Here is a 12,454-nt window from a genome sequence, read left to right as displayed (position 1 = left end):
GTATTAGGTATGTATAAGGTATATAGAAAAATAATCTTAGCCTGCTTGTTATTGATTGTTGCCGGCACGGTCTGCGGTCAGCGTGTGACGCAAACGATCAACGATGGCTGGAAGTTCTCCCTCTTTGAGGGAGAAGCGTTCGCTGCTGACTTTGATGTGTCCGGTTGGACTGACGTTTCCATTCCTCATACTTGGAATGCAAAAGATGCAGAAGATGAAATCCCCGGTTATTTCCGGGGAAAAGGCTGGTACAGGAAAGCCGTGACAGTGGAGGAACTGATTGTCGGTCAAAGAGTTTATCTTTGTTTTGAAGGGGCCAATCAGGAGACAAATGTATTTGTGAATGGAAAGTTGGTAGGGAATCATAAAGGTGGTTATTCTGCTTTTACGTTTGATGTGACTGACTATGTTCATACCGGACGCAATCTGGTAGCAGTGAGTGTTGACAACTCTTATAATCCGGATATTGCTCCTCTTTCGGCAGACTTTACTTTCTTCGGCGGACTTTATCGGGATGTTTATCTGGTGTATACTTCGCCCGTGCAACTGTCTACCACCCATTATGCTTCCAGTGGAGTATATCTCAAAACTGTTGGAATAACAGACGCTCAAGCGGAAGTGTGTGCAAAAACATTCTTGTCCAATGCTTTGAAAAGTAATCAGGCATTGATTCTTGAAACGGAGATTTTGGATGCAGACGGTAATAGAGTGGCACTTTCCGCAAAGAAAGTGAATGTGAAGGCAGGAGAGAAGAATGTAGCCTTTGAAGCGTTGATGACTATTGCGCAACCCAAACGGTGGGATGTTGATTCTCCTTATTTATATAAGGTGTATAGCCGTTTGAAGAATAAAAAGGGAGAAGTTCTCGATTGCGTTGTTAATCCGCTGGGAATCCGTGAATATCATTTTGATGCGGAGAAAGGTTTTTTCCTGAACGGGAAATATCGGAAATTGATTGGTACCAGCCGGCATCAGGATTACAAAGGAATGGGGAATGCCTTGCGGGATGAAATGCATATCCGGGATATACAGTTGAGTAAGGATATGGGAAGTAATTTCCTGCGAGTGGCTCATTATCCGCAAGATCCGGTTGTGATGCAGATGTGTGATAAGTTGGGGCTGTTGACTTCGGTTGAAATTCCGATTGTAAATGCCATTACTCAAAGTAGGGCGTTTATGGACAACTGTGTGGAACAGGCTACGGAAATGGTTTATCAGAACTATAATTATCCGTCTGTCATCATTTGGGCTTACATGAATGAAGTGCTTTTGCGTCCTCCCTTTAATCCTGACAACAAGAAAGAACGGGCGGAATATATGAAGTCTCTTCATCAAATAGCTTCGGCTGTTGAGGCGCAGATCAGAAGTCTGGACTCGGAACGCTATACCATGTTGCCTTGTCATTCTGCTTCCCAAATCTATCAGGAAGCAGGGATTACTGATTGCCGATGTTATTGGGATTTAATCTTTATAATGGATGGTATGGTGGTAATTTGGACGGATTTGAAGAGAAACTGGAAGAACTTCACAAGGAGTTTCCTCATAAACCGTTGCTTATTACCGAATATGGGGCGGATGTAGATACTCGTATTCATTCTTTTTCGCCTGTGCGGTTTGATTTTAGTTGTGAGTTTGGCTCTGTCTATCATGAACATTATTTGCCTGAAATTCTAAAGAGGGATTATATCGTGGGGGCTATGGTCTGGAATTTGAATGATTTTTATTCCGAAGCCAGAAGAAATGCCATGCCTCACGTGAACAATAAAGGGTTGGTAAGTACGGATAGAGAACGTAAGGACGGATATTATCTTTATCAGGCTTATCTGAAAGAGTTACCTGTTCTGCATATTGCTTCTAAATCTTGGAAGAATAGGGCAGGAGCCAGTCGGGATGGAAAGAGTTGTACACAACTCTTGAAAGTTTATACTAACGCGGATAAGGTGGAGGTCTTTTTGAATGGAAAAAGTTTGGGAGTATATCCGGTAGCAGATAAGGTGGTTTCCGTGGACATTCCTTTTGTAAACGGAAAGAATGTGGTGGATGCTGTGATTGAAAAGGAGGGACGTGAATATCGTGACCAGTATGTTTGTGATTTTAAATGTGTCAATGTGAAGAATGGCTTTACGGAAATCAATGTACTACTGGGTGCTCGACGCTATTTTGAGGACCGGATAGCAGAGATGTGCTGGATACCCGAACAGGCTTATGCAGAAGGTTCATGGGGATATATTGGTGGGGAAGTGGCTCCGAACAAAACTCGTTACGGTTCTTTGCCGGCCAGCGATACAGATATACTGGGGACGGATCAGGATCCTGTCTTCCAGACACAGCGAGTAGGCATTGAAGCTTTTAAGGCAGATGTACCGGATGGTGTTTATGCTGTATATTTGTATTGGACAGAACTTACTTCTGAAAATAAAAGAGAGGCTTTGGTGTATAATTTAGGAAATGATGTAGTGAGGGAGGACTATATTAACCGGGTATTTTCTGTGGATATAAATGGAGTATCTGTTGCCAAACAAATGAATATTGCAGAAGAATACGGTTCCGAACGTGCGGTTATTAAGAAATATATTGTTCCGGTTTCACAAGGAAAGGGGCTTGTCGTTCGTTTTGGAGCGGTGGAATCTGTGCCTATTTTAAATGCAATACGAATCGTAAAAGAATATTAGATGATGAAAAATAGTATAGTTATATTGTTTTTACTGCTGTTATCCCAGTTTGGTTATGCGCAGGGAAGCACATTTAAGGTCACTGCCCGTCCGTGGGTGAAAGGACAGAAAAATCTGCCTTGGAAAGAGTATGATACTCGTACTATTGCTCAATTGGATGGGTTCAAACCTACTGGTAAAGTACGTGTGAATAAGTATGGAAGTGATTTGGATGCTCCCAGGCATCGGGCTACAGGATTTTTCAGGGTAGAACGTACCGGAGATCGATGGTGGATGATTGATCCCGATGGGTATCGGCATTTGCAGAAAGTGGTGGTAGGAGTACGTTTAGGTACTTCCGAACGCAATAAACAAGCAATGCTGGACAAATTCGGTACGGAAGAAAAATGGATCGAAGGAACGGCACGGATGATTCATTCGCTGGGCTTTTCCGGGGCCGGCTCCTGGAGTAATGAGGAAGCTATTGCCTCTTACAATGCCTCTCATAAGGAGGTACTGACTCGCTCAATCATTCTGAACCTGATGAGTGGATATGGGAAGAAACGAGGAGGAACTTATCAGTTACCTGGTAATACGGGATATCCTAATCAGTGTATTTTTGTTTTTGACCCGGAGTTCGAAACCTATTGCGATGAGATGGCACAAAAACTGGTCGCAAATAAAACGGATAAAAATATCATCGGCTATTTTTCGGATAATGAACTGCCGTTCGGGCCGAAGAATCTGGAGGGGTATCTGACTTTGAAGAATCCCAATGATCCGGGAAGATTGTATGCAGAATCCTGGTTGAAACAGCAGGGTATTACTTTGCAGCAAATTACGGACGAACATCGGGAAGAGTTTGCGGGGGTAGTAGCGGAACGATACTATAAAGTGGTGTCGGAAGCGATTCGGAAATATGATCCCAATCACCTTTATTTAGGTAGTCGTCTACATGGAAAACCTAAGTTTATCCGCCAGATTGTGGAAGCGGCAGGCAGGTATTGTGATGTCGTTGCTATTAACTACTATGGTGCATGGACACCGAGTGAGAAGACCATGAAGCATTGGGGCGAATGGGCTCAAAAACCTTTCATCATCACGGAATTTTATACGAAAGGAATGGATTCAGGGCTGGCAAACACAACAGGGGCAGGTTTCACCGTTCAAACCCAGCAGGAACGTGGATATGCCTACCAGCATTTTGTTTTGGGATTATTGGAAAGTGGGAATTGTGTCGGATGGCATTGGTTCCGTTATCAGGATAATGATCCGACAGCAAAAGGGGTAGATCCTTCGAATCTGGACTCTAACAAAGGGCTGGTAGATAATGAATACAATCTTTATAAACCGTTGGCTGATGCTATGAAAGAATTGAATATCAACGCTTATCGTTTGGCTGACTGGTTCGATCAACAATCAACTAATAATAAATAAAATACATACCATGAAAAAACTATTTATATTGGGAACTTTTCTGTTTATAAGTTCTATTCCTATGGTGTCTTGTACGGATGATGATGATAAAGATCCTAATTTTATGCCTCCTGACATAGTGATGGGAGGGGGAGATGTAGAATCGGAATATCCGGAAGATTTGCCTGCTCCCGGAGCTTCTGTGATGTATACTCCGTCATTAAATGCCAATATGTATCGCCCTATCAATGTTAAGTATTCCAGTGCTTATCCGCCTATATCTAGTTGGAAAACAGAGAATACACGTATTATTGCGTATATGGACGGGTATAAGCCGGCTATTAAAACGTTGAAAGCGTATCAGGAGTCGGTTAATAAATACGGAAGTTCGACTACGCTTCCGAAACAGGCGGCTACGGGAAGATTTTATACGAAGAAAATAGACGGACGTTGGTGGTTGGTTGATCCGGAAGGTTGTCTGCATCTGGAACGTAGTGCGACTTCTTTGCGTAAGGGAACTTCCAGTCGTAATAAAACGGCCTGGAATAGCAGGTTTGGAACTGATGAGAAATGGTTATCTACTACTCAACGTGAATTGAGTGAGATCGGCTTTCACGGTACAGGTGCCTTCTGTACAGGAACTTATTCACTGATTCAGACTCATAATGCTTCCAATCCGAGCAGTCCGTTAACTTTGGCGCCTTCATTTGCTTTTTTAAGTCAGTTCAAGAGTGCGAAGTCTTATAATTACCCTGGAGGAAGCGATGATAACGCAGCAGGTCTTGTGTTTTATAATGGATGGAGTGAATGGTGTGAATCATATTTGGCAGGTAGTGCTTTCGCAGATTATTTGCGTGATCCTAATGTGTTAGGTTTCTTTTCGGATAATGAGATAAACTTCTCTTCAAACAGTTCCCGGATTTTAGATCGTTTTCTGGCTATCAGTAACTCAAGTGATCCGGCTTATGTTGCGGCGAAAGCTTTTATGGATTCTAAAGGTATGCAAAGTGTGACGGATGACTTGAATAATGAGTTTGCCGGGATTGTAGCAGAGAAATATTATAAAGCAGTGAAAGAGGCAGTGAAGAAAGTAGATGATAAGTTGCTTTATCTGGGAACAAGATTACATGGAACTCCTAAATATATGGAAGGAGTAGTGAGAGCTGCCGGAAAATATTGTGATGTTATTTCTATCAACTATTATAGTCGTTGGAGTCCTGAACTGACAACAGCGATTGCTGATTGGGCTAATTGGGCGGACAAACCGTTTCTTGTAAGTGAGTTTTATACGAAAGGGGTGGAGGACTCTGATCTGAATAACCAGTCGGGAGCCGGATATTCTGTTCCTACACAAAACGAGAGAGCTTATGCTTATCAGCATTTTACATTAGGATTGCTTGAAGCTAAGAATTGTGTTGGCTGGCATTGGTTCAAATACCAGGATGATGATGGTACGGACAATTCGTCGAAACCTGCTAATAAAGGTCTTTATGATAATTCTTATCAACTCTTTCCTTATCTATCTTTCTTTGCCCGCGAATTGAATTTTAATGCGTATGATTTGATTCAGTATTTTGATAAATAGGTGTTTGTTTCTATATAATATTTGAGAGGAAAAACAAAGTGCGAATTTTACAGGATTAGTTTTGGTTAAAGCTATACTGCAAAATTCGCACTTCTTATTTTTTAATGAATAATCAATGTCTTATCAGATCAGAGTATCATCTGATAGACAAATGAATATCGGTAGTGAAAAATTAGTTATGTACTAACGTACCTATCTCTTCTCCACTGATAACCTTCTTTAAGTTGCCTACTGTGTCCATATCAAATACGACGATTGGCAGATTGTTTTCTTTACACATACAAGTCGCTGTCAAATCCATGACTTTCAAACCACGTTTCAGTACTTCATCGTATGTAATATCGTCGAATTTGGTAGCGGTAGGATCTTTCTCGGGGTCAGCTGTGTAAATACCATCTACACGAGTACCTTTCAGCATAACGTCTGCTTCGATTTCTATGCCTCTAAGTGAAGAACCGGTGTCAGTAGTAAAGAAAGGATTTCCCGTTCCAGCGGACATAATGACTACTTCGCCGTTCTCCATACATTCGATAGCTTTCCATTTACTGTAGAATTCACCGATAGGTCCATCCGGACTGCTGTCAACACACGTGCCTTTACACCGGTAGCCACAAGAGCAGAACTTAGAGCGAGACTGTTGATTACAGTAGCCAACATTCCCATTTGGTCTCCTTTCACGCGGTCGAAACCTTTATTGGCTCCGCTTAGTCCGCGAAATATATTGCCTCCTCCGATAACGATACCGATCTGTACCCCTTGTTCGTGGATTTCTTTGATTTGTTCAGCATATTCTGCCAGTCTTTTTTCATCAATGCCATATTGCTTTTCGCCCATTAAGCTCTCTCCACTAAGCTTTAGTAAGATTCTTTTATACTTTGCCATACCTTTTGCTTTTTATTGTTTGCCGCAAATATAGAGATAATTTATCGGATAGCCTCACCGGGATACGATTACTTTTTTCATTATTTGTCTTCCCAAAGGGGTTTGTATAATTCCCCGCAATGAAAGATAAACGAGAAAAGCCAGCCACAGGGCATGATTTCCTAAAAGGGGATGGAAAGCGTAATAGACTCCAAAGAAGCTGGCAGAGGCAACTAACATGGAGTAAAGCATTTGTCGGGTAGCAGTGGCACCGATGAAAATGCCATCCCATAAGAAAGCGGAGAAACCGGCTAACGGAATAATGAGTGCCCAGTAAAAATAAGTGTCTGAAGCGCTGATTACTGAAGTGTCATTGGTTAGTAATCCTAGGAATTCTTTTCCGCCAGCTGCATAGAGAATTGTGAATACCAGTGAAAGACCGAACCCCCAATAGAAAAGGTGATGTACTGTGTTACGTAAGCCTGTTTGGTTTTTGGCACCAATGTAACGGCCGGCCAGTGCTTCACCGGCATAAGCGAATCCGTCCATAATGTACGAAAACAAGGTAAATAATTGCATGAGCAAGGTGTTCACGGCTAATACGATTTCTCCTTGGGCGGCTCCTGCAGAGGTAAAAAACATAGTGACTATAACAAGGCAGAGGGTGCGGAAGAATATGTCCCGGTTGACTTGAAAGAAACGGTACATGGCTTGTTTCTGTATGATTTCTTTCCATACGATTCGTTTTTTAAGCGCACTATAGTAACGCATGTATAGCAGAATAGCCATGAAGAAACCTGCATATTGGGCAATTAAAGTCCCTGTTGCCACTCCTGCCACTTTCATGTCCAATAAGTAGACAAAACATAGACTGGCTACAATGTTGACAATATTTTGAGTAATAGCGATATGCATGGGAAAACGTGAATTCTGCATCCCGATAAACCAGCCGGCGAATCCATAAAGCCCTAATGTGGCTGGGCTCCCCAGATACAGATATAGAAATAGGTTGTTGCCAATTGCTTGACCTCCGGTGTGGTTTGTATCAGTGTAAATGCCAGTTTCAGAATAGGGTATTGGAGTATCAACAGGCAAAGTGCTATAAATAATCCTACTCCAACAGAACGTAGCAGTAACCGGGTGATTTCGTTTAAATCATGTTGACCGTACGCTTGTGAAGTCATTCCGCTTGTTCCCATGCGTAGGAATCCAAAAATCCAGTAGATAATGTTGAATAACATTCCCCCTACTGCAATGGCTCCAATGTACGCCGGAGAACCGAGATGTCCTACGATCGTGACATCGATAAGTCCCAGTAGCGGAACGGTAATATTCGATATAATCGATGGGATGGCTATCTGTAATATTCGTCTGTTTACGGAGGATTTTTTTTTATCTGTCATTGTATAAAAACACTTTTATCAATTTGATTGTTCTTTTCGCGAACAAAGGTACATTTTTTATTTTTTTATTGTATCTTTGTGTGTCACGAACTAAATAGCAATCAGATGGATTATGAGGACCTTAACTATTTTTCTTATCTCTTTATTTTCATTGCCGCTGGTGCTGAATGCGCAGTCGGTTGATGAGATGTTACAAAAAGTGTCTGCTGCCATTGAGGCAGGGCAGAATGGGCAGGCTGTGAGCTATTTCCGGCAGACTATCGCTCTGAATATAGACCGTACGGAAATGTATTATTGGACGAATGTAGACAAGAACAGTGAAATTAGCTCCAAACTGGCTACAGAATTAGCGCTTGCCTATAAAAAGAATCGGAATTACGATAAAGCCTATTTATTTTACAAGGAATTACTGCAAAAGACTCCTAATAATGTAGATTGTTTGGAAGCTTGCGCAGAAATGCAGGTATGTCGTGGGCAGGAGAAAGATGCTTTGCGTATGTACGAAAAAATATTGCAACTTGAGGCGGATAATCTGGCGGCTAATATCTTTTTAGGAAACTATTATTATTTGACAGCAGAACAGGAGAAGAAAAAGTTGGAGATGGATTATAAAAAACTTTCTTCTCCCACTAAAATGCAGTATGCCCGCTACCGGGATGGATTATCGAAGTTGTTCACTACCCGGTATGAGAAAGCGCGTAACTCTTTGCAGAAAGTGATTCTGCGTTTTCCATCAACAGAAGCTCAAAAGACATTGGATAAGATATTGAGGATAGAAAAAGAGGTGAATCGCTAAGCGGTTCACCTCTTTTCAATTATATTCAATTTGTTATTTTATAGTTCGTATTGGTAAATCCAAAGGCCCTTCATTAAGCGCTCGGGTATCAATGTCTCCTTTCTTCGGTCCGGGTATCAGAGGACTATAGGATAAGACATGTCTGATACGTTCACGTTGATTTTGAGTGAATTGGTTTGAATAACTAATAGCATAATCCATGATATTATAAGAGATAAACTCTATACCATCACATCCTGTTCGTTTTACCAAATTTTTAAATGTGTATTTTTCTCTCTCATTCTCATATATGTAATCACATTTGCTATCATACTCTTGTTTATTATAGCTTTTGGTATCTTTGCAATAATCCGTATCTTCACACGTGCCATTATCGGTTTCGGCAAAGACATGATGTAGTCCCAGGTAATGTCCTAATTCATGAGCTAGCGTGACAGCAATGTCTGCTGTACTATATTCTGTTGGAGTAGACTCTTCATTAATATATAGGCTATTAATGGAGACAGATAGTGGGAATTGTAAATTTGCTAATGTTAGATGAGAGTAGTCTGTTTCACCAAGCCCTTCTAAATAATGCTTGCCTGTAGTAGAAAAAGGAATATGAGAGATACCTAATGTTACTGAATTTGAATTCGGTTCAGTTGTAAAATTATAACCATAATGTTGATATATGAGTTTGGATCCCATAAGTATTTTACATATTTTCCCGAATTATCCTTCATAAAAGCTTCACAATCGATAGGGTATGACTCTGGCCATTGGATATATTCTACGCCAGGATTGGGTAATGTTTCTCCATTTTTATCTGTTGTTGCCAATGTAAAAGTAAGATTCATGTCTACACTGTTATTCTTGCTTTTATACAGACTGTTCACTTTGTCTAGTATATGGGATAAACGGCTTGAATTTACTTTTTGTAGAGAATTCTCATCTTCTTTATACAATACATGAAAGATTACAGGGAGTTCATAATGGTATTCTTCAGCCGTATTGGTAGAGCCATTTTGAATGATTTGAACAGTTTTGCTAACCTTATGACTTATGATAGTGACAGTTGCTGTTCTGGATTTGGATTCCAGATTTGCATTAATAGATAAGATTAACTTTCCATCGTTTTCTCCTTTTTGTGTATTGGGAATGCACCATTGTTTATTACTTGTAACAGTCCATGAGGAACTACAAGTAATATCTATCGTTAATGATTCACCGCTTGCGCTGATGTTATCAAACTTCGATTCTGATATATGCAATGTTGCAGAATCTGAATCATCGCATCCTATTAATATCCATAACAATGGAAGGAGGAAAATTAATTTTGTTTTCATAAATGAAAGAGTTTTATATAAAAACGCACGTTTCAAAGATAATGTTTTGATCTGGAATAGAATAGCTTATTTCAGTAAATATTCTACTTCCTTAAACATATACCCTCTTTTAATCAGCTTCTCATCTTCTAATATCAACTTTCCTTCAGGTTCTACACAAACGATTCGTGCAAGAAATTCTCCATTGGCATCTTTATATCGATGCATCCCTTCCCTTCTGAAAAGAGATTTTTCATATTGACAGGCTATTGATGTCGTATCGCCTTTTTTGAGCAAGCTATAATAAGATTGGATACGCAGCATGATATTTTTCAGTATTTCAAATAGATCATGCTCTTCTTCTGTGATTTGTAGCAGTGAAACGGGGTTAGGAGCAGAACTGTGAAATATCTCTTGATTAATATTGATTCCGATTCCTATAATGCTCTGACTGATATTCCGCCCCATCAGATCGTTTTCTATCAACATCCCACATATTTTTTTTTCTTTCCAATAAATATCATTCGGCCATTTGATAGAAATGTCGGTGGTATAGGTATCCAATTCTTCTTTAATAGCTAAAGATATAATCTGTGAAATAAGAAACTGACGTCGTGCTTCCAAAAACTCGGGGAAGATAACGGTGCTGAAAAGAAGATTCTTGCCAGGAGCTGATTCCCACGAATTTCCACGCTGTCCCCGACCGGAAGTCTGAAAATCGGCGACAACGACAGTTAATTCCTCCACCTTCTGTTCAGAACAGAGAGATTGCAGATAATTGTTGGTCGAGTTCGTCTCGTTGATATGAATCAATGGAACCGGGAATGTATCAGGGGAGGGCATCATATTCTGCGCGTAACTTTTTAGTAAATTTTTTGATTACCTCATCATAAGAGTGGTCAATAAGCTCTTTCATCAATTTATCATCTACGTCACTGTCAAAGCGGACACTATTCCAGTACTTTTTATTAAAATGATAAGCCCCTTCAATTCCCGAATAATGTTCACGCAATTCGATTGCTTTTTCCGGATCACATTTTAGTGCGATGTGATTAGCTTCTTCCAGGTCAATGAGAGCAAACATCTTGTTCATTACCTTTACAACCAGTGATACATCATCGAAAGGAAAAGATTCGGTGACTCCTTTCTTGTTCAAGCAGTATTCTCTGACAGTTTCTACATTCATAATGAATTAATAATTATAGTATGTTTTCATAATTGGTTATATCATAAATTAAAGCGCAGATTGCACGAATTTCACGGCTTTTATAATGATGAATATCTAAATCCACAGCTTTCTTTAATATAAAGGAGGATAAAACGCTTCCTCTATGTGTTCAACCTTGAAATTCCCGTCGTTGCCTACTACAGTGATGATATCGAAGCGTACAGGAGTGTCAATCTGAAACAATCTGATATAGGCATCTGCTGCACGTACTGTACGTTTTATTTTGGGTAAATCTACAGCATCTTCCGGGGCTGCAAACAGAGTGTCACTGCGCGTCTTCACTTCTACTACAATTAGTTCATTGTCTTTTGCAGCTACAATGTCCAGTTCGAAATGTCCTCTTCTCCAATTCCGGTCACGAATAAGATAACCTTTCTGCTCAAGATAAGCTACGGCGGCATTTTCTCCGGATTTTCCTAAATCATTATGTTCAGCCATCTTTTTTTGCAAATTTACTGCTTTTATTCTTTGTTTTTACAGAAGTAAAAGTAATTTTGCAGAAGATATGAGAAAAAGGAGTAAGAAGTGCCTGAAAATGCATGTCGAATGTACCAAAAGGGAACGACGGATGAGCATTTTATTGAGCGACGAAGAACAGCTGATTGTAGATCGTTATCTTGAGAAATATAAGATAACGAACAAGTCACGTTGGCTTCGTGAAACAATTCTCATGTTTATCCATAAGAATATGGAAGAAGATTATCCCACCCTTTTTGGTGAACATGATATGAGACGATAGTTGAAAATTAAAAATTAAAGAGGGGAATGCTGGACGATATTTACTTCATGAAACAAGCCTTGATAGAGGCAGGTAAGGCTGCCGAGCGAGGAGAAGTTCCCGTTGGAGCTGTCGTGGTTTGTAAAGAGCGGATTATTGCGCGTGCCTATAATCTCACAGAAACATTGAATGATGTAACGGCTCATGCTGAGATGCAGGCTATTACAGCTGCTGCCAACGTGCTTGGTGGTAAGTATTTGAACGAATGTACCTGTATGTCACCGTTGAGCCTTGCGTGATGTGCGCAGGGGCTATTGCTTGGGCACAAACAAGCAAGCTTGTGTTTGGTGCCGAAGATGAAAAACGCGGCTATCAGAAATATGCCGGTTCGGCTCTACATCCTAAAACAGTGGTTGTAAAAGGGATAATGGCTGACGAATGCGCTGCACTAATGAAAGAGTTTTTTGCAGCGAAACGGAAATGAAAGCAGTG

Annotated in this window: 7 protein-coding genes and 5 pseudogenes; 6 read left to right on the top strand and 6 right to left on the bottom strand. The window is 40.4% G+C overall.

The annotated features are described in order from the left end of the window. The first annotated feature begins 9 nt into the window (after positions 1-9). The 3 genes and pseudogenes from DXA05_RS28290 to DXA05_RS03360 all read left to right on the top strand — a co-directional run bounded on the left by DXA05_RS28290 (position 10) and on the right by DXA05_RS03360 (position 5,652). A pseudogene (locus DXA05_RS28290) lies at positions 10-2,672 on the top strand (glycoside hydrolase family 2 TIM barrel-domain containing protein). 3 nt (positions 2,673-2,675) lie between these two features. After that, a complete protein-coding gene (locus DXA05_RS03365; RefSeq protein WP_118407625.1) occupies positions 2,676-4,088 on the top strand; it encodes an agarase in 1,413 nt (470 codons plus the stop codon). 10 nt (positions 4,089-4,098) lie between these two features. After that, positions 4,099-5,652: a hypothetical protein gene (locus tag DXA05_RS03360; protein WP_008025077.1), complete on the top strand. Its 1,554-nt coding sequence runs from the start codon at positions 4,099-4,101 to the stop codon at positions 5,650-5,652. 172 nt (positions 5,653-5,824) lie between these two features. On the opposite strand, the pseudogene pyrH reads toward DXA05_RS03360, so the two are convergent. Together pyrH and DXA05_RS03350 are read right to left on the bottom strand one after the other, a co-directional pair. Beyond that, positions 5,825-6,534: pseudogene (gene pyrH, locus DXA05_RS03355) on the bottom strand (UMP kinase). 54 nt (positions 6,535-6,588) lie between these two features. Further along, positions 6,589-7,916: pseudogene (locus tag DXA05_RS03350) on the bottom strand (MATE family efflux transporter). Between the two features lie 112 nt (positions 7,917-8,028). Here DXA05_RS03350 and DXA05_RS03345 point away from each other — a divergent pair. Next, positions 8,029-8,712 carry a tetratricopeptide repeat protein gene (locus DXA05_RS03345; RefSeq protein ID WP_008770696.1) on the top strand — a complete coding sequence of 228 codons (684 nt, stop codon included), beginning with the start codon at positions 8,029-8,031 and terminating at the stop codon, positions 8,710-8,712. A gap of 33 nt (positions 8,713-8,745) precedes the next feature. On the opposite strand, the pseudogene DXA05_RS03340 reads toward DXA05_RS03345, so the two are convergent. The 4 genes and pseudogenes from DXA05_RS03340 to DXA05_RS03325 all read right to left on the bottom strand — a co-directional run bounded on the left by DXA05_RS03340 (position 8,746) and on the right by DXA05_RS03325 (position 11,682). Continuing rightward, positions 8,746-10,037, bottom strand: a pseudogene (locus DXA05_RS03340) (zinc-dependent metalloproteinase lipoprotein). Positions 10,038-10,103: 66 nt separating this feature from the next. Then, the gene (locus tag DXA05_RS03335) at positions 10,104-10,862 is read right to left on the bottom strand and encodes a biotin--[acetyl-CoA-carboxylase] ligase (RefSeq protein WP_074705848.1); all 759 of its coding nucleotides are present in this window, start codon (positions 10,860-10,862) and stop codon (positions 10,104-10,106) included. Then, a complete protein-coding gene (locus tag DXA05_RS03330; protein ID WP_004316305.1) occupies positions 10,846-11,202 on the bottom strand; it encodes an MmcQ/YjbR family DNA-binding protein in 357 nt (118 codons plus the stop codon). The genes DXA05_RS03335 and DXA05_RS03330 overlap by 17 nt, the downstream gene beginning before the upstream one ends. Before the next feature lie 114 nt (positions 11,203-11,316). After that, complete coding sequence (locus tag DXA05_RS03325) at positions 11,317-11,682, bottom strand: YraN family protein (protein WP_008025070.1); 366 nt, start codon at positions 11,680-11,682, stop codon at positions 11,317-11,319. Positions 11,683-11,749: 67 nt separating this feature from the next. Between DXA05_RS03325 and DXA05_RS03320 the strand changes: the two genes are divergently transcribed. Together DXA05_RS03320 and DXA05_RS03315 are read left to right on the top strand one after the other, a co-directional pair. Then, entirely contained in the window at positions 11,750-11,983 is a 234-nt protein-coding gene (locus DXA05_RS03320; protein ID WP_004299215.1) for a hypothetical protein, read from the top strand. A gap of 26 nt (positions 11,984-12,009) precedes the next feature. Beyond that, positions 12,010-12,446: pseudogene (locus tag DXA05_RS03315) on the top strand (nucleoside deaminase). Positions 12,447-12,454 lie beyond the last annotated feature (8 nt).

This window comes from Bacteroides sp. AM54-2NS (assembly GCF_003602935.1).
Lineage (GTDB): Bacteria > Bacteroidota > Bacteroidia > Bacteroidales > Bacteroidaceae > Bacteroides > Bacteroides xylanisolvens.
This window is presented reverse-complemented; position numbering and strand designations above follow the sequence as displayed.